Here is an 18,349-nt window from a genome sequence, read left to right as displayed (position 1 = left end):
CTGGTGCTGACACGGATAGGATCAAGCCTACGGTAGCAAAATGGGATGAACTCAAAAGAAGCTCACCCCACTCTGTGTGATCCTATTTCACTTTTAGCTATAGTGCTCGCTACTATACTATTATTGAATCAAATTGTTCTCAGGATCTTTGACTTTGGCTTTCATTTCATCAGTCACTTTAATACCTTGTGCTTCAGCTGCTTTCAGATTCAAAATCAAATCTAGCTTTTCTTGCATAGCTACAGGTAGATCACCTACATTTTTGCCATTTTTCAATACGTCTACAGCCATTTGACCGACTTGATAACCATGATCATAATATTTGAAGCCTACTGTAGCAAAAGCTCCTTTTTCAACGGTATCGCGATCACTAGAAAAGAAAGGCATTTTGTTCTCATTGGCTAATTGAATAACAGTATCTACTGCGCTCACTACCGAGTTATCCAGTGTAATATAAAAGGCATCTGCACGACCGACTAATGATTGTGCAGCTTGCTGAACTTCAGAAGTATTGGTAACTGCTGCTTTGATCATCGTAATTCCGTGCTTTTTGAAAGCTTCTTCTGCACGTTGTGCCATAATTACAGCATTAGGTTCACCTTCATTAATCACTAATCCAATCGTTTTGATATCAGGTAATTCTGTACCGATAAAATCAGCTAATTCTGTGATTGCTTCTGGATTCGTATCCGATGCTCCTGATACATTTCCACCCGGCTTTTGTAGATCACTAACGATCTTGGCACTTAATGGATCTGTTACTGCCGCAAATAAAACAGGTGAATCTTTAACCTGACTGACAACAGCTTGCGCTGAAGGGGTAGCAATCGCTAACACGAGATCATTTTCACTTTGAGATAACGTCTGTGCAATCGATAAGTTATTGGTTGAATCGCCCTGTGCATTTTTATAATCAACTGTTAAATTCTGACCTTCTACAATGCCCGCATCTTTAAGTGCTGCTAAAAACCCTTCACGAGTCTCATCCAAAGAAGGATGCTCGACAATCTGCGAAATGCCGATTTTGTAGGATTTACTATCTGTACTGCCTGCCTCTCCCGAAGAAGCACCTTCACTTCCACTGTTACTACACCCTACTGCGGTTAAGATCATTAGCACCATACTTAGAGGTAAAATCCATTTCTGCTTCATATTCATTTGTCTGTAACCCCTCTCGTCTCTAGTCTCAAGCTGTATATGTTCAGTAAACTGAACTGCATCATTCAAACTACAATGCCGTTTGAATGCGTTGCAACTTTACTTAGTAAAAGTCTCAGTATAAAAAAGGGTAGATTCCTTATACTTTACATTCTATGAAATATTCTTAGCGTATTTTAATTTACTTTTAAGAGTATTCTCATCTACAGCAAGTATGCTAAGTGGATATCCTCAACGTAAAGTATCAAGTTAGAAAGGTGGAGAGAGCCTGATGGATATCAAAAAAATAATGGCGACCAGTTCAATGGCAATGGCGCTAGCTGTAAGTGGAACCTTACTGATTATTCCACAAGCTCATGCAGCGACAATCAGCAAAACCATTCCTAGCCGACTGGAACGTACGATAGCGACTCCATTATCCGTTAATCAGACTCCAAGGCGTGATATGCACCAACTTATGCAAAGAGAACGTATACCCTCTGCTTCCCATACTATATTAACAACAAGAAATCTATTATCTATTGATACGATAGCAAATATAGGCCATTTATTTGATGAAATATCCAGTTTACTCGGTATGAACAGTTTGGAATTAAAACAGTATTTACAAGATGGAGATACAATTGCTCAAATCGCTGAGCATCAAGGTATGGAAGAAACGAAAATTACCGATTTGTTGATCAATAACATAAGCATCATCTGGCAGCAACAATTAGCTGCTGGTCAAATTACACAAACACAATATGAACAATATAAGGTAGAGGCAAAAGATCAAGCACAGAGGATTATTAACAGTGCTATGTAAGAATATATTTGATATCGAAAATGTATATTAAATCTATATTAAAGCTCTATCCTATACACCGTCAATCTATAATTAGAGATATCTTTGTAAAAAATAATATTTACTGCTGAGATATCGATTTGTACATGTTAATCATATGTATTTTATAACGTATAACAAAAAAAAAGGAGAATACGATCATCGTATTCTCCTTTTTCATATCCAGTTTGAGTCTATTGCGTTTAATCCATTAACTCGCCTTGAAATACTTGCTGACGTTCCAGATAATCCCGCAAAGCAGCGTATTCGGGTGAAGTCCAGAAAAATTCGTTGCTTACTAATTTAACAGCATCTACACGAGCAATTTCTAATACTTCATAATCGCTCATCATATCGGCTACTTTAAATTCAGGCAATCCACTTTGCTTGGTACCAAAAAATTCACCGGGTCCCCGAATTTCTAGATCACGACGAGAAACTTCAAATCCATCTTCAGTTTCAGTCATCGCACGCATCCGCTCTTGTCCATTTTCAGACTTTGGATCAGCAATCAAAATACAAAACGATGCATGTTCACCCCGACCGACCCGTCCTCTTAACTGATGAAGTTGAGATAAGCCGAAGCGATCAGCATCCATAATAATCATCAGTGTGGCATTAGGCACATCTACTCCAACTTCAACAACCGTTGTTGAGACTAACAATTGAATATCGTTACTGTAAAAGTGGCGCATCGTTTCTTCTTTTTCTGCTGCACTCATACGTCCATGTAATAATCCTACTTTGTAATTAGGAAAATCTTGATCCATTTGTATATACAGATCAATCGCATTCTGTACATCCAATTTGTCGGATTCTTCTATAAGTGGACAGATGAGATAGGCTTGTCGTCCTTGGTCAATTTCACGCGCAATAAACCCTTTGACACGATCCATCATATTATGTTTCACCCAATACGTGCTGATCGGTTTGCGACCTTTAGGACGTTCTGCAATCGTCGACACATCCATATCTCCAAAGGCGGTAATAGCTAGTGTACGTGGAATAGGTGTAGCTGTCATCGTGAGCACATCAGGATCGAACCCTTTGCGTCTTAAAATACTACGCTGATTGACACCAAAGCGATGCTGCTCATCGGTGACCACTACGCCCAGACTGCGGAAATACACTTCATCTTGAATCAAAGCATGGGTACCTACCAGAATATCTATCATTCCCATTTGCAAAGAAGCCAGTAGATCCTTCCGCTTGCGCCCTGTGACACTACTGGTTAACATCCCGACTGTAATATCAAAAGGCTCAAACATTCGCTGGAGCGAGCGCATATGCTGTTCTGCTAGAATCTCGGTCGGTACCATCAGTGCACCTTGATGCCCTGAACGCACAGTTGCAAATAAAGCGATCGCAGCGATTACTGTTTTACCAGAACCTACATCTCCTTGAAGCAAACGATTCATACTATAAGGCTCACGCATATCTTTGAGAATTTCCAATTCCACTTGCTTCTGCGCATTCGTTAATTCAAATGGCAAGCTACGAACAAATTCACGAATCGTCGCATTATCTGTGGTATGGACAATTCCGCTATTACGCTTACGATTAATATTGCGATACGCTTGTAATTTTAATTGGAACAGAAATAACTCTTCATAGACCATGCGGCGACGTGCTTGCTTACCTTCCTCAATATCACCAGGTTGATGCAAATGGCGAATCGCTTGCTTGCGTGATACCAGCTTATACCGACGCATAATCTCTTGTGGCAAAATCTCAGGAATCATTTCACCGTATTGGTCGAGCGCTTTACCAATCGTTTTGCGCATCCAACCTTGCGTGATATTACCCCCGACCGAATAGACAGGTTGCAGACTACCACTACGTTGTGTTCCTTTATCAGGAAATTCAGAATCAAGCACTGTCATTTGTGAGCGGCGTTGATCCCACTTGCCAGTCAGTATAATTTCACGACCGGAAGTTAATTGCTCTTTGAGATAATGACGGTTAAACCATGTCGCTGTAACCATCCAATCGTCGACCATCATTTTGCAGGTCAGACGTGACTTTTTACCATAACGTTGTAGTACAGGTAGACCTACTATTTTGGCTTGAACGGTTATTTTTTCGCCATCTTTGACTTCTATTAATGATCGTAGACGATAATCTTCATACCGGAATGGAAAATATTCCAGTAAATCAAGGATCGTATAGACGCCAAAGGCGTGAAGCTCTCCTTCTTTGAGAGCACTCACGCCGTTCACTTGCCGAACTGTAATCTGTTCCAGACTGATATTCATGTTCATCCCTCGTTTATGGCTGATCCGGCCACGCGAAGATCCCTAATGTGCGCGCTCCTGTATGACTTCCCACTACAGATCCGATGTCTGGCAATACCAGTTCACCAATCTCATAATGTTCTTTGAACAGCGCTAACAGTGGCTCGGTAGACTGTGGATCAGCTGTATGTCCCAAAGCTAGGTTAATTTTATCAACTTTTAATTCTTGACGCATCATTTCAACGATACGTGCCATTGCTTTTTTCTGACCTCTTACTTTTTCAACCGCATAGATTTGTCCTTGTTCGTCGATTGATAAGATTGGTTTCACATTAAGTAATGTTCCGAGAACAGCCGATGCTCGTCCAATCCGTCCACCTTTACGCAGATTTTCCAGATCATCTACAATAAAGTATAGCGAACGACTTTTCAAAATATGTTCAATACCTTCTACAATCTCATCTACTGTTTTGCCTTGTTCCGCAAGTCTTGCAGCGTGGACCACAGCCATACCAAAACCATACGATGCTGATTTGGAGTCCAATATTGTTATATGATCATCTTGATCGATCATTGATTTCCCAATAAGTGCAGATTGATACGTCCCGCTAAGTCCAGAAGATAAATGAAGCGAAATAATGGAAGCCTCTGGATACTGCGTATGAATCGATTCATACATTTCTGCAAATTTGGCAGGGGAAGGCTGTGATGTAGTTGGTAATACTGATACAGACACCAGACGACGGTAAAACTCGGTCGCCTTAATATCTACACCATCTTGAAACGTTTCTTCACCGAAAAATAAACTTAACGGGATAATCCGTATACCATACTGTTCTGCTAGAGCAGCCGGAATGTCTGCTGTACTATCAGTCACGATTATCGTATGTGCCATCGTTTCTCCCTCCTATCGTTCCTATTTTCAAGATTCTACCGAGAATAAGTAATGGTAAACGGGTTGACCACCTTCATGCATCTCAATCTCTGCATCCGGATATGTCTCTTCTAACCAGCCCATAAGTGCACTGGTGTCTTGATCATTTGCATCGTGCCCTACTAACACAGTCACTACTTCTTGTCCTTCTTCGATCATTTTGGACAATAGTTGTTGACAGGTGGTTAGCATGAGATCACTAGCGGCTACAATTTTGGAATTATGAATTCCGATATATTGTCCTTCTTTAATATTCATATCTTCAATAACAGTATCACGTACAGCATTAGTCACTTGACCGGACTTCACATGTTGCAGTGCTTCATTCATATTGCTCTGATTGACACTGACATCTTCATCTTCTTGAAAAGCAAATGCCGCAGCAATCCCTTGTGGAATACTTTTACTTGGAATAACTGTGATGTGATGTGTTTCTTCTAATAAGTCTTTGGCTTGTTGAGCCGCCAGTACAATATTAGAGTTATTTGGCAAAATAAAGATATGGTCAGCTGACATACTTTCTACAGCTTTGACGAAATCTTCTGTACTCGGATTCATCGTTTGCCCGCCGGATAGAATCGCATCTACACCTAGACTTTTGAAAATATCAGAAATACCGTCTCCTGACGATACCGCAATAAATCCATAAGCTGCCACTTCTTCTGCTGGAGGTGTAGCTGTTTCCTGAGCAGTCAGTGGTTGTGGTGGCATTTCAGCAAATACGTCTGGTGATGGAGCAATATCTAGTCCTGCTGATAATAGATCACGATGTTGCTCACGCATATTCAAAATATGAATCTGTGTAATCTCACCATAACGTAATGCTAGGTTCAATACTTCACCGGGTGCTTTGGAATGGACATGTACTTTGACCACTTCATCATCGGCAATAACAATAATGGAATCTCCATTCTTAGAAAGTTCCTGACGGAAAGATTCTTCATTAAAAGCAGCATTTTTGATATCACCGATCTGACGATTGATAAAAAACTCCATATCGTACAAGAACTCGATATCTTCGGTCTCCATACGAGATTGAGCAGAATGATCAGGAGTAGTGGTCGCTAATCCTTTAGCTTTATCCAAAGCTACCCTAGAACCTTGTACCGGAACACTTTCTCCAATATTCGCATAGATATCCGCTTGCTCTTGATTCACTTCATAACCATGTTGTAAGTAGTTATAGAAGCCTTCATAAATATAGACTAATCCTTGTCCACCTGAATCCACTACGCCTACTTGCTTGAGGATCGGTAACATTTCTTGAGTCTGTGCCAATGTTTCTTGAGCACGCTTGAGCACTTCGCCCATCAACTCGGTAATATCGGTCGTGCGACGTGAATAATAGAGTGCATGTTTGGCAGCTTCTTTGGCAACCGTTAAGATGGTTCCTTCTACCGGTTTCACGACTGCTTTATACGCTGATTCCACTCCACTTTGAAGAGCTGCTGCAAATTGATTCGCATTTAATTCTTCATATGAAGCCGCAGAACGACTGAATCCACGGAATAATTGAGATAAAATAACACCTGAATTACCACGTGCTCCCATCAATAACCCTTTAGATAATACGGTTGCAGTTGATCCAATAGCAGCCGAGTGATTACGCTTTAGTTCTGTAACGCCCGCAGTCATCGTCAAATTCATATTAGTGCCTGTGTCTCCATCAGGTACCGGAAACACATTGAGGGAATTGACGTGCTCTGCATGTTGTTGCAATCGCTCCGCTCCAGCCAGTACCATAGCGGTAAAATCAGTCCCATTTAAAAAACGCTTACTCAATGAAAATTCCCCTTCCTCATCATACCTATACATCCTGCCGGATCATATTTCGGTCAGGATATTCATTTTTAGTTGTAGTTAAGATTGTTGAAAAGCCATATTTGTATTTCATAAGGACTATAACAGACTATTCTCTATCAATGCCACTCTATCCATTACCACCATACCTACAAATTAGAACCTTGTCCTTGTACCAAGTACCAAAAATAGGCGAGAAGGTATAAAGAATAGACGATTTCTTATAAACGATCCAGAAATCATCAAGTCAGTTACCTTTAAGATCCGACAAAAAGATATACGTCGGACTATTTTACATTGTACTATAACCTACCATAGAAATAAATAAAGTATTTGACACTGTTGACTATAGTCAAATCGTTATGCTAATATGGTAGAAGTGTTGTTTTCATGCAGTTTTTTTGGAAATAGGAGGTGTAACTATGGCTCGCAAATGTTATGTAACAGGTAAAAAACCTGGTAGTGGTAATACTGTTTCTCACGCTAATAACCGCAATCGTCGTACTTGGGGCGTGAACGTTCAAAAAGTTCGCATCTTGGTAGACGGTAAACCAAAACGCGTATATGTCAGCACCCGTGCTTTGAAATCCGGTAAAGTGACTCGCGTATAATTTACGGCTAATACATTTGTATTATATGTAATGATGAAAAGCATCTCTAGCGATAGGGATGTTTTTTTGATTTCATTTTTAAAGTATGACTCAAACATTCCACATATACATATACACCTATATAAAAAAACCAGTAACTATTATCGTACTGATAACGTTACTGGTTTTTTTATGATATATACGCAATCACTACAAGATCATGCGTTGGTTAGTTCAAGCTATCTCGAATACTTTGGATCGCTTTAGCACGATCAGGAGCTCCAAAGATAGCACTTCCTGCTACTAACACATCTGCACCTGCATCCACGACCAATTTGGCAGTTGTTGCGGAGATGCCTCCATCGACTTCGATATGAAAAGCCGTATGACCTTTCGCGTTAGCCCAATCACGTAATTGTTTTACTTTATCGACCATACGTGGGATAAACGCTTGTCCACCAAAACCCGGGTTAACGGTCATCACAAGTACCATATCCAAATCATCCAATACTTCTTCAATCGCAGAGATCGGAGTTGCAGGATTCAAAGCGACCCCTGCTTTCACACCATGCTCTTTGATCAAATGAATAACACGATGTAAATGTACACATGCTTCTGCATGCACAGTAATCATATGTGCGCCTGCTTTAACAAAATCAGCAATATAATTTTCTGGATTTTCGATCATTAGATGCACATCTACAAACAATCCTGTATGCGGAGCCACCGCCTGTAATACAGGAGCACCGAATGTAATATTAGGTACAAAATGACCATCCATTACATCAACATGTAACCAATCTGCTCCACTACGTTCGATTTCTGCAATTTCTGCACCTAATTTGGAAAAATCAGCAGACAAGATCGAAGGCGCAATTTTGATAGGGTTCATCGTTCAATACCTCCGTTTTTCATCTTTCATTTCTTGATAAAATAATTGATAGTGCTTATAGCGACTTTCTGCGATTTCACCTTGAGCTAATGCTTCGGTTACTTTACAGCCCGGCTCGTGTAAATGAGTACATCCACGGAACTTACAACCGTCCGAGTATTCATTGAACTCGCGGAAACATGATCCCAAGTCTTCTAAATCTACACCAAGCTGTGTAAAGTTCATCTGACTGAATCCCGGAGTATCGGCTACATAACCACCGCCATCAAGCTCTATCAGCTCGACATGGCGTGTCGTATGCCGTCCACGTCCAAGTCGCATACTGATCTCGCTAGTATTGATTGTACTTCCAGGAATAATAGCATTCAGTAAAGAAGATTTACCCACACCTGATTGTCCTGCAAACATACTGATTCGATTCGATAATTCTGCACGAATCGATGCTGTACCTAAACCGTCTTCCGCACTGGTCAAAATGACTTTATAACCAATTTGTTCATACAGTAGACGTGCTTGCTCCACTTCAGCTAATGTTTGGGTATCGTCTGGATCGATCAAGTCCATTTTGCTAAAACAAATCAATGGTTCTAGATTCGCATCTTCCACATGAACCAGAAATTTATCTAATAAATGTAGACTCAAATCCGGTTCTTTCACTGAAAAAAGAAGGACAGCTTGTTCAATATTGGCCACAGGTGGACGAATCAACTCTGTTTTTCGAGGTAATAATTCTTCCACTGTACCTTCTCCATTTTCAGTTAACGAATACAACACTTGATCGCCGACTAAAGGCGCAATCCCTTTTTTCTTAAGAATACCGCGTCCACGACACTGAACTGTTTTCCGGTGATCCCCACCCGAGGCTATATCATCGACTTGTTGTTGTACATAATAGTAGCCGCTTAAAGCTTTGACGATTAAGCCCTGTAGCATGTGATTACGTCCCCTCATGGATAAAGCTTATTTCTTTGGATTGTGCATTCTTATGGTTACTGATTTATACATGATCACTATTACGGTGTACTGGTATCTCCACTATCCGCTGTTCCTTCTTCTGTTGTTGGATCAGTCGTCGCAGTTCCATCTGTAGCTGGATCAGTCGGTGTAGTGCCTTGACCGTCTACTGGTGGATCTACGGCAGGATCATCTGTTCCCGTGCCTGTGCCTGTACTTCCACCATTATCGACCGGTGGAACTTCAACAGGAGCGTCTGGTTCGACTACAGTTTCTTGTACAGTACCTTGCTTCGCTTCGTTATACCCAATCGCGTACGTATCAATAAATTCACCATCACGATAGATCGATACAGCGCCATCTCGATTCGGTCCCAAAACCATATTCACTTTTAGCGATTGACGTGAATTGATTGTTTTGGTTCCCCAATCTTTGTTTTCACCAGTAGCATCGGTATATTTAATATTGATTTTGCTTGATTTGCCTGCTGTAGCTGGCGGAATAGATACGGAGTACGTATAGTCGAATGCTTCTGGCGGATACCCAGAGCTCACCCAGAACGATACTTTACTTCCTTTGCTTAATGAATTACCGGAAGCAGGATTTTGTCGGGTCACTTTACCATTCGCTACAGTATAGCTGGTTTCTTGCCCTACATCGCCTACAGCAAATCCGTTAGAAGATAGTTTGGATTGCGCCTCTGATTGACTCATACCGGTTAGATCAGGTACTGAAGCTGTAGCTGTTCCTTTACTTACAGTCACCGTGACTGTTGTCGTTGCGGGATCAACATCTGCATTCGCTCCTGGAGTCTGATCAAATACGATTCCACTATCTACATTGTCATTATTTGCATCTATACGTGTTATCTGATCTTCTTTGAATCCTTCAGCAAGTAAAAGTTTACGTGCATCTTCATATGTTTTGGCATTCAGATCAGGCATTTTGGATAACTCTTTTTCAGCAGTAACCGTAATATCAATTATAGCGCCCTCTTTGACCATCGATCCCGCGTCTTTACTCTGGGAGATAACAATACCGGCAGGCTGTCCTTCTTTGTATTCACTTGTGACCTGACCGATTTCCAACCCCTGAGCATCGACTAGCTTCTTGGCGTTATCCTGTGTCTGATTGATCAGATTCGGTACAGCCACATCTGCCACTTCTAAAGTCGAGCGAACATACATTGTCGCAATCGTCATCAGTGCCAGCAAAACGACAACCGCAGAGATCCAAATCGTCGGCTTCACCCATCTACGCTGTTTCTTCGAAGGCGCAGACGAGCGTGACATTTCACGATCAGACTTACGATCATCATCCCCAACAGGAATCGAAGTCGGGCGAATTGCGGATATAACTCGTGTCTGTTCATCATCATCAATCGTAGGGAAATACACTTTGGTTTCACTACGACGTTCTGGTAAAAGACAAGTGTCCAAATCTTGCAACATTTCATGCGCCGAGTTATAACGTTCCGAAGGATTTTTGCGCATAGATTTCAAAATAATATTTTCTACACTTTGCGGAATCAGCGGATTGATCAACCGCGGTTCTTCAAATTCATCTTGTAAATGCTTAAGCGCTACACTAATAGGACTTTCGCCCAGAAAAGGAAGTCGCCCAGTGAGCATTTGATACAATACAATACCTAGTGAGTACAGATCAGACTTCTCGCCTGTAGCCACACCTTTAGCATGTTCAGGTGAAAAGTAATGCACCGAACCGACCACAGAGCCTGTCTGTGTAATCGTTGTAGAGGTGACAGCACGAGCGATACCAAAATCGGTTACTTTGACCCGTCCATTACGTCCGATCAAAATATTATGCGGTTTGATATCACGATGAATAATCTGATTATGATGAGCATGATCTAGTGCATCGCAGATTTGGGAAGCAATTCGTATCGCTTCATCTACAGGCAAAGGCGCACGTTCTTTGATCACTTCATTTAAATTGTAACCTTGTACATATTCCATCACGATATAGTGAATATCGCCTTCTTGTCCGACATCATAGATGCTGACCACATTAGGATGTGATAAGGAAGCCGCCGATTGAGCTTCACGACGAAAACGGCGAATAAATTCTTCATCATATACAAATTGCTGGCGCAAAACTTTGATGGCAACATGACGATTAAGCAGCACATCGCGCGCATTATATACAAGCGCCATACCACCGCCACCGATTTCCTCGATGACTTCATAACGGCCGCCTAGCGTATGTCCGATCATTGTTCCCACCCCTTCGTGCTTAACTCTACTGTAGAGTCATCCATTTCGAACAGGGCAACAGTAATATTATCTTCGCCACCAGCTTCTAGGGCTAATGCTACTAAATGCTTCGCGCGTTCTTCAAGTGCAATACCTGCTAACGCAACGGTCTCGATCTGCTGATTACCAATCATATTGGTTAAGCCATCGCTACATAGTAATAACACTTCGCCAACTTTAAGCTGAATATCGTCAATTTCAACGACAACTTCTGCATCTGTACCCAGCGCACGTGTTAATACATTACGGCGCGGATGAACAGCTGCTTCTTCTTGGGTGATCTGATGATTTTTGAGTAATTCATTGACCAGTGTATGATCTTGCGTTAATAGACGTAATGCTTCTTCGCCTACCAGATAAGCACGGCTATCACCGATATGACCGATAATGCCGCTATTACCGCGTAGCAATACAGCTACAACAGTCGTTCCCATATTGTGGTAACTGTCGTCCATTTGAGCAGTATGAAAAACAACATTATTCGCATGTAAAATAGCATCATGTAATGCGGCACGACATGCTTCAAGCGATAAGCCCGCTTCTAGCCCTTGCAGATCACCAATAATCGTCTGCACTGCCAGTTGACTTGCTGTATCGCCAGCACGATGTCCGCCCATACCATCAGCAACTATACCTAATGTATATTCCTGTTGAATTGAACCAATCCATACTGAATCTTCATTCACTTGTCGAACGTGTCCCCTATCACTATGTTGCGCTGTTCTAATCAAATGTGATCACCTCGCAGTCGACTCCATGTGTTTCGCTCGTAATTGTCCACAAGCAGCAGCGATATCGTGTCCTTGCTCACGACGGATCGTTACATTCACACCTTTGTCTGATAAAATACGCTGGAATTCAAAAATATCTTTGCGCGGGGTACGCACATAATCACGTTCTGGAACATAGTTAACAGGAATCAAATTGACATGACACATCATTGTTTTGAGAACATCTGCTAATTCTTCTGCATGCTCAGGTTGATCATTAACGCCACCAATCAACGCATATTCAAACGTAATCCGGCGACCTGTTTTCTTCAAATAATAACGAAGAGATTCCATCACATCATCAAAAGGAAAACGACGGTTAACCGGCATTAATTTAGAACGTAATTTATCATTCGGTGCATGAATAGAGATCGCTAGATTGATCTGCGTATCTTCATCTGCAAATTTGTAAATATTCGGTACGATTCCACTTGTAGAAACAGTGATATGACGTTGACCGATATTCAATCCTTTTTCATGAATCATAATCCGTAAAAAGGTCATTGTTGCTTCATAGTTTTCAAAAGGTTCACCTGAACCCATAATAACGATACTGCTTACCCGTTCATTTGTTTCATCCAAAATCTTCTGTGCTTGAACAACCTGAGCAACAATTTCACCTGCTGTCAGATTACGTTTCAATCCGCCCAGTGTGGATGCACAGAATGTACAACCGATACGGCAACCTACCTGTGTCGTTACACAGATACTATTTCCGTAGTTGTGACGCATAATAACCGTCTCGATCGCATGAGCATCATGCAGACCAAATAAAAACTTAACCGTACCATCTTTAGACTGCATTTTTGTAATCTCATCCAATAGAACAAAAGAAAACTGGTCGTCTAGTTTAGCGCGAAGTTCCTTGGAAAGATTAGTCATTTCCTCAAACGAAGTCACACGCTTCACATACAGCCAGTCGAAAATTTGTCCTGCACGGAAAGCAGGTTCATTATTTTCTTTTGCCCAGTTCTGTAGATCTTCCAAAGCATAATCATATATAAAAGGTTTCATTACAATTATCACACCTATTCTCAAATTCTTTTCATTTTTTGATACTACTGATTACATGACGGTCAACATTGAATTTCATCCTTACTATTCTAGCATAAAACAATCAAACCCTAAAGAGTCTGTTCATTAAGATATCGTCATATTTATCACAACTTTATTCATTTTACAGATTATAGACTCATATTTATTTATAAACATAGCAAAAGTCGCTTTATTCAAGGCATATTTCGTTATCCTAAGATATCCAGCCAATATCCATTACGATAGTTGCTGAATCAGAATTTGTGCTGCTTCACGAGCATGAACAGCTGCCTCTGGCTCTGTTTGTAGCATATAAGTCATTATAGCTCCTTCTACTAACATATATAGAGTGCTAGCTAACATTTGCGATTGTTTAACATTGCACTGTTCTACGAGTGATGCAATATAATCACGTAGATACACTTTATATTGATGAGAAGCTACAAAGTAAGGATGATTATCATCTGAAAATTCCGAAGCTGTTTTGATAAAAGCACAACCTGTAAAATCTGGCGCTACAAACCATTCTCCTAACACATCATAGACAGCTAGCAAACGATTTTGTGGTGTACCTCCACGACGATCAACAGAAGATTCGAACCAATCTCTCCACTGTTCATCCTGTCTTTTCAGATAAGACAAAACAAGTTCATCTTTGGATGGAAAATGATTATATAACGTCATTTTGGCGACTTTAGATTCGGCGACAACTTGATCGACACCTGTAGCACGAATCCCCTGTTTATTAAAAAGTTCAGAAGCGACTCGCAGAATCTGTTCTTTTTTACTTTTATTAACCATCACATAACCTCTATTCCCAAAAGCTTTTGCAATTGATTATCAATATATACAGACCTGTAAGTTTATATTAAATCGACTCCAATGTAAATACAAATAAAATAGCTTGAAACTATACAGACCTGTATGTATAATTTAAAAAGTGATAGCACCATTACACATTGCAATTCAAAACTAAAACTGAGGTGATCTCTATGAACGTGAAGCATAAGTATGAGCTGGTCAATGGTTTAAACATTTTTTATCGAGAAGCAGGTAATCGCAATCATCCCACAATTTTGTTACTACACGGATTCCCATCTTCCTCGCATATGTACCGTAATCTTATGATTCAACTTGCTGATCGTTACCATGTTATTGCTCCTGACTATCCAGGGTTTGGTAACAGCGATCAACCGCCAATGACTGATTTCGAGTATACGTTCGACAATATTGCTCATCTGATCAACGATTTTGTTGAACAATTAAACTTGGCTAAGTACAGTATCTACGTACATGATTACGGTGCTCCAGTTGGCTATCGTCTAGCCGTTATGCATCCAGAACGTGTTCAAGCGATTATTTCTCAGAATGGTAATGCTTATGAAGTGGGGCTCGAATCTGCATGGGCACCTATCCAAGCTTTTTGGAAAAATCCTAACGATGCTGCGATTCGTCAAGATGTGCTTGACATATTAACAATCGAAGTTACAAAACATCAATATGTAAATGGAACGCGTGACCCTGAATCGATTAGTCCAGACAATTGGAATAACGATCAGATTCATCTGGATCGAGAAGGTAATCAAGAGATTCAACTGGCACTCTATTTTGATTATCAGAACAATCTGAAGCAATATCCAACATGGCATGAATACTTCCGTACTTATCAACCACCTGTTCTTGTCGCGTGGGGTAAAAATGATATGTTTTTTGGAGTCAAAGGAGCCTTAGCGTATATGGATGATCTTGAAGATGTAGATGTTCATTTGTTGAACACAGGGCATTTCCCACTGGAAGAAGATTTAGCGATTAGCGTTGATCTGATTCGACACTTTTTAGAGACTCGATTAACCGGTTCATCCTTATAAATATACAGACCTGTCTGTTTAAAAGTAAATTTCTTTTCCAACATAAAAAGCGCCCAAAAGGCGCTTTCTTTGTATATCATTTATTTTAGTGACTGTTTTTACGTAGTGCTGCAATATAGAATCCATCTGAATGAAAATCTTGCGGTAAAATCTGTACACCTGTTGTAGCATGATTGGTAGTGATCGGTGCAAAAGGAACCACTTCAAACTGCTTGTTTTGATGTAAAAAAGATTCCACAATCGCTTCATTTTCACTACGTTCAATCGTACATGTACTGTATACCAGAATACCATCAGGCTTGAGTAAAGTAGACATATTCTGCAACAACTGTTTTTGTAACTGCACGATTTCTTTGATATCTGCCATACTTTTATTCCATTTGAGATCAGGTTTACGACGAATAACGCCTAGACCGGAACATGGAGCATCTAACAATATCCGGTCAAAAGAACCCGCAGGATAACGTTCTGCTAGTGTTAAGGCATCACCAACGGTCGTTTCGATAATCGAAAGTTGTAGACGTTCTGCCTGATCATCAACCAACTGACGCTTATGCTCATGAATATCGTTAGCTACAATATGGCCGTTGTTATTCATTTTCTCTGCCAAATGAACACTTTTCCCACCGGGAGCCGCGCAACAATCAAGTACATTCATTCCAGCTTGAACTTGTACCGCTTCTGCCACTAACATCGAACTTTCATCTTGTACCGAAATCAATCCTTCTTGATACCATGATGTTAACGCCATATTACCGCCACCATGTACCAGAATACCATCCGGAGATAAGGGAGAAATTTCTACCTCATATCCTTCACTTTGTAGCAATTCCAACATCGCTGTACGAGAAGTACGATGCGTATTTACACGAATACTTACCGATGGAGCTTCATTATTGGAAATACAGATTTGCTCTGCTGTTGCTTCATCATATTGCTTGATCCAACGTGCTACCATCCATTCAGGGAATGAATGTTGCAATGATATTCTTTTGGCTGCTGGCAAATCTTGCGGAATAACTAATTCTTCACGACGACGAATCACATTACGCAAGACACCGTTAACCATTCCTGATATGCCTTGATGCCCACGACGCTTCGCAATATTAACCGCTTCATTTACAGCCGCATGCGCAGGAATACGATCAAGATAATAGATTTGATAAAAGCTAAACCGTAACAGATTACGTACCCATGGTTGAAGTTTATTTAAGCCTTTAGCTACAAATTGTCCAAGGAAATAATCAATCGTATTCAGACGTGAAATCGTACCGTACACTAGCTCTGTGGCGAGTCCAATATCGGCACGTTCCAGACGAATACGATTGAGCATTTGATTGAGAACAAGATTACTATATGAACCTTCTTCTTCCACAGCAGTAAGTACTTCCAAAGCTACTTCACGAGCTGTTGTAGGACGAACCGATTTGCTTTTTGGATCCGATTTCGTTTTGGTGCTATTTGCTAATGGGCTATCTGCATTCGGTTGACGTTTGGATTTGTTGTTATGATTTTGATTATTCACCCGAGCACCGTACCTTTAGTCATTGACGTTCCGCGTACAAATTCAGACGCTTTGAGCGCTTTTTTACCCGCAGGTTGAATCTCTGTAAGTGTCACTGTGTTATCGCCTGTACGAACAACGATACCTTCTGGAGACAAGTCTAAAACAGTTCCAGGTTTGGCATCGAGTGCAGCACCTGTTAAAGTGACATCGGTAGCAGGTTTACTCATTTTCCATACTTTGAATACTTCACCGTTCCATAACGTGAATCCACCGGAAAACGGTACAAGACCACGCACTTGATTATATAATTCACGACTGGTTTTCGACCAATCCAACTGTTCATCTTCACGAGTTAGGTTCGGAGCATAGGTTGATTCATCATCATTTTGCGGTTCTGCGTCAACTTTACCTTCTAACAAACGTGGCAATTCTTGACGAAGAATTGTTGCTCCCGCTTCACTCATTTTGGCAAATAAGGTACCTGATGTATCTTCATCCGTAATCGGAACTTCAATCTTGGAGATCATATCCCCTGTATCAAGTCCCTCTGCCATATACATCAGTGTAATCCCTGTTACTGTCTCACCATTAATAATACACCGCTGAATCGGCGCACCACCACGATATTTAGGCAACAAAGAACCATGAATATTGACACAACCTAGACGAGGAAGATCAAGTACTGCTTTGGGCAAAATCTGTCCAAAAGCAGCCGTTACGATCAAATCAGGTTCATAAGCGGCTAGTTCTGCAATAGATTCTGGATTTCTCATCCGCTGTGGTTGAAGAACAGGAATACCATGTTCTACAGCTGCCGCTTTGACAGGCGTAGGTGTTAATACTTTTTTACGACCTTGAGGACGATCGGGTTGAGTTACGACACAGACTACGTTCATGCCTTCTTCAATCAGAACATTCAAGCTATGCACAGCAAAATCAGGTGTGCCCATAAATGCAATTTTCACGATAGACTTATTCCCCTTCCTCATCTAGCTTACGATCATAGACACGTTCTGCGATATCGGTAAACAGTACACCATTCAAGTGATCGATCTCATGTTGAAAAGCACGTGCTAATAGATCACGACCTGTGATTGTCAATTCTTCACCATTACGATCTAACCCTTTAACCGTTACTTCCAACGCACGACGAACTTGACCATTTAGACCTGGAATACTCAGACAGCCTTCAGTGCCTAATTGCTCGCCATTGCTTTCTATAATTTCAGGATTAATGAGTTCGATCAATCCGTTATCATCGCCTACATCAACTACAATCAGACGTTTCAAAATCCCAACTTGTGGCGCAGCAAGACCTACACCATCTGCATCATACATCGTGTCCGCCATATCGGTTAACAACTTTTGTACATTGGGTGTAATTTTAGTCACTTCTTTTGCTTTTTTGTGAAGCACGTCATCCGGTTCAGTTACAATAATACGTATAGCCATTCTTTATCCCGTCCTTTATGTCATCTCTCTACTTTTGCGTTGTTACTATTTTGCATAAA

General features: G+C 40.8%; 16 protein-coding genes. 3 read left to right on the top strand and 13 right to left on the bottom strand.

All coding sequences use genetic code 11. From position 1 onward, the window contains the following. Positions 1-120: 120 nt before the first annotated feature. On the bottom strand, positions 121-1,152 hold the full coding sequence (locus PTI45_RS18475; RefSeq protein WP_069329125.1) for an ABC transporter substrate-binding protein: 1,032 nt from the start codon (positions 1,150-1,152) through the stop codon (positions 121-123). A gap of 277 nt (positions 1,153-1,429) precedes the next feature. On the opposite strand from PTI45_RS18475, the gene PTI45_RS18470 reads away from it, so the two are divergent. Then, positions 1,430-1,963 carry a hypothetical protein gene (locus PTI45_RS18470; protein ID WP_069329050.1) on the top strand — a complete coding sequence of 178 codons (534 nt, stop codon included), beginning with the start codon at positions 1,430-1,432 and terminating at the stop codon, positions 1,961-1,963. Between the two features lie 221 nt (positions 1,964-2,184). Here the strand turns inward: PTI45_RS18470 and recG are convergent, their stop codons facing one another. Genes recG through PTI45_RS18455 form a run of 3 tightly spaced genes read right to left on the bottom strand, consistent with a single transcriptional unit; the run spans position 2,185 to position 6,931 of the window. Further along, complete coding sequence (recG, locus tag PTI45_RS18465) at positions 2,185-4,236, bottom strand: ATP-dependent DNA helicase RecG (RefSeq protein ID WP_069329049.1); 2,052 nt, start codon at positions 4,234-4,236, stop codon at positions 2,185-2,187. Between the two features lie 13 nt (positions 4,237-4,249). After that, a complete protein-coding gene (locus PTI45_RS18460; RefSeq protein WP_069329048.1) occupies positions 4,250-5,110 on the bottom strand; it encodes a DegV family protein in 861 nt (286 codons plus the stop codon). Positions 5,111-5,137: 27 nt separating this feature from the next. Then, positions 5,138-6,931 (bottom strand): DAK2 domain-containing protein, encoded by a 1,794-nt coding sequence (locus tag PTI45_RS18455; protein WP_069329047.1) that lies wholly within the window; start codon positions 6,929-6,931, stop codon positions 5,138-5,140. Between the two features lie 440 nt (positions 6,932-7,371). Between PTI45_RS18455 and rpmB the strand changes: the two genes are divergently transcribed. Then, entirely contained in the window at positions 7,372-7,560 is a 189-nt protein-coding gene (gene rpmB / locus PTI45_RS18450) for a 50S ribosomal protein L28 (protein WP_069329046.1), read from the top strand. A gap of 208 nt (positions 7,561-7,768) precedes the next feature. Here the strand turns inward: rpmB and rpe are convergent, their stop codons facing one another. From rpe to PTI45_RS18420, 6 genes are all read right to left on the bottom strand, one after another. Then, positions 7,769-8,431, bottom strand: coding sequence for a ribulose-phosphate 3-epimerase (rpe, locus tag PTI45_RS18445; RefSeq protein WP_069329045.1), 663 nt, complete (start codon positions 8,429-8,431; stop codon positions 7,769-7,771). A gap of 3 nt (positions 8,432-8,434) precedes the next feature. Next, positions 8,435-9,364 (bottom strand): ribosome small subunit-dependent GTPase A, encoded by a 930-nt coding sequence (rsgA, locus tag PTI45_RS18440; RefSeq protein ID WP_069329044.1) that lies wholly within the window; start codon positions 9,362-9,364, stop codon positions 8,435-8,437. Positions 9,365-9,444: 80 nt separating this feature from the next. Next, a complete protein-coding gene (gene pknB / locus PTI45_RS18435; RefSeq protein WP_083243610.1) occupies positions 9,445-11,619 on the bottom strand; it encodes a Stk1 family PASTA domain-containing Ser/Thr kinase in 2,175 nt (724 codons plus the stop codon). Then, a complete protein-coding gene (locus tag PTI45_RS18430) occupies positions 11,616-12,389 on the bottom strand; it encodes a Stp1/IreP family PP2C-type Ser/Thr phosphatase (protein WP_069329043.1) in 774 nt (257 codons plus the stop codon). Before PTI45_RS18430 ends, pknB begins: the two co-directional genes overlap by 4 nt. A 6-nt stretch (positions 12,390-12,395) precedes the next feature. Next, the gene (gene rlmN, locus PTI45_RS18425; RefSeq protein WP_069329042.1) at positions 12,396-13,442 is read right to left on the bottom strand and encodes a dual-specificity RNA methyltransferase RlmN; all 1,047 of its coding nucleotides are present in this window, start codon (positions 13,440-13,442) and stop codon (positions 12,396-12,398) included. Positions 13,443-13,700: 258 nt separating this feature from the next. Beyond that, on the bottom strand, positions 13,701-14,264 hold the full coding sequence (locus PTI45_RS18420; RefSeq protein WP_083243609.1) for a TetR/AcrR family transcriptional regulator: 564 nt from the start codon (positions 14,262-14,264) through the stop codon (positions 13,701-13,703). Positions 14,265-14,455: 191 nt separating this feature from the next. On the opposite strand from PTI45_RS18420, the gene PTI45_RS18415 reads away from it, so the two are divergent. Then, the gene (locus PTI45_RS18415; RefSeq protein ID WP_069329040.1) at positions 14,456-15,331 is read left to right on the top strand and encodes an alpha/beta fold hydrolase; all 876 of its coding nucleotides are present in this window, start codon (positions 14,456-14,458) and stop codon (positions 15,329-15,331) included. An 85-nt stretch (positions 15,332-15,416) separates the two neighbouring features. Here PTI45_RS18415 and rsmB read toward each other — a convergent pair whose 3' ends face one another. The 3 genes from rsmB to def are packed head-to-tail and all read right to left on the bottom strand — an operon-like array spanning position 15,417 to position 18,290. Beyond that, positions 15,417-16,856 carry a 16S rRNA (cytosine(967)-C(5))-methyltransferase RsmB gene (gene rsmB, locus PTI45_RS18410; RefSeq protein WP_083243608.1) on the bottom strand — a complete coding sequence of 480 codons (1,440 nt, stop codon included), beginning with the start codon at positions 16,854-16,856 and terminating at the stop codon, positions 15,417-15,419. Beyond that, on the bottom strand, positions 16,853-17,803 hold the full coding sequence (gene fmt, locus PTI45_RS18405; protein WP_069329039.1) for a methionyl-tRNA formyltransferase: 951 nt from the start codon (positions 17,801-17,803) through the stop codon (positions 16,853-16,855). The genes rsmB and fmt overlap by 4 nt, the downstream gene beginning before the upstream one ends. Before the next feature lie 7 nt (positions 17,804-17,810). Continuing rightward, complete coding sequence (gene def, locus PTI45_RS18400) at positions 17,811-18,290, bottom strand: peptide deformylase (protein ID WP_069329038.1); 480 nt, start codon at positions 18,288-18,290, stop codon at positions 17,811-17,813. Positions 18,291-18,349: the final 59 nt, after the last annotated feature.

This window comes from Paenibacillus nuruki, assembly GCF_001721045.1.
GTDB classification, from domain to species: domain Bacteria; phylum Bacillota; class Bacilli; order Paenibacillales; family Paenibacillaceae; genus Saccharibacillus; species Saccharibacillus nuruki.
Note: the sequence above shows the minus strand (reverse complement) of the source record. Positions and strands in the feature narration are given on the sequence as shown.

Coding starts and splice junctions, on each gene's coding strand:
- PTI45_RS18475 (WP_069329125.1), bottom strand. CDS start 1,152: ATGAAGCAGAAATGGATTTTACCTCTAAGTATGGTGCTAATGATCTTA.
- PTI45_RS18470 (WP_069329050.1), top strand. CDS start 1,430: ATGGATATCAAAAAAATAATGGCGACCAGTTCAATGGCAATGGCGCTA.
- recG (WP_069329049.1), bottom strand. CDS start 4,236: ATGAATATCAGTCTGGAACAGATTACAGTTCGGCAAGTGAACGGCGTG.
- PTI45_RS18460 (WP_069329048.1), bottom strand. CDS start 5,110: ATGGCACATACGATAATCGTGACTGATAGTACAGCAGACATTCCGGCT.
- rpmB (WP_069329046.1), top strand. CDS start 7,372: ATGGCTCGCAAATGTTATGTAACAGGTAAAAAACCTGGTAGTGGTAAT.
- rpe (WP_069329045.1), bottom strand. CDS start 8,431: ATGAACCCTATCAAAATTGCGCCTTCGATCTTGTCTGCTGATTTTTCC.
- rsgA (WP_069329044.1), bottom strand. CDS start 9,364: ATGCTACAGGGCTTAATCGTCAAAGCTTTAAGCGGCTACTATTATGTA.
- pknB (WP_083243610.1), bottom strand. CDS start 11,619: ATGATCGGACATACGCTAGGCGGCCGTTATGAAGTCATCGAGGAAATC.
- rlmN (WP_069329042.1), bottom strand. CDS start 13,442: ATGAAACCTTTTATATATGATTATGCTTTGGAAGATCTACAGAACTGG.
- PTI45_RS18420 (WP_083243609.1), bottom strand. CDS start 14,264: ATGGTTAATAAAAGTAAAAAAGAACAGATTCTGCGAGTCGCTTCTGAA.
- PTI45_RS18415 (WP_069329040.1), top strand. CDS start 14,456: ATGAACGTGAAGCATAAGTATGAGCTGGTCAATGGTTTAAACATTTTT.
- def (WP_069329038.1), bottom strand. CDS start 18,290: ATGGCTATACGTATTATTGTAACTGAACCGGATGACGTGCTTCACAAA.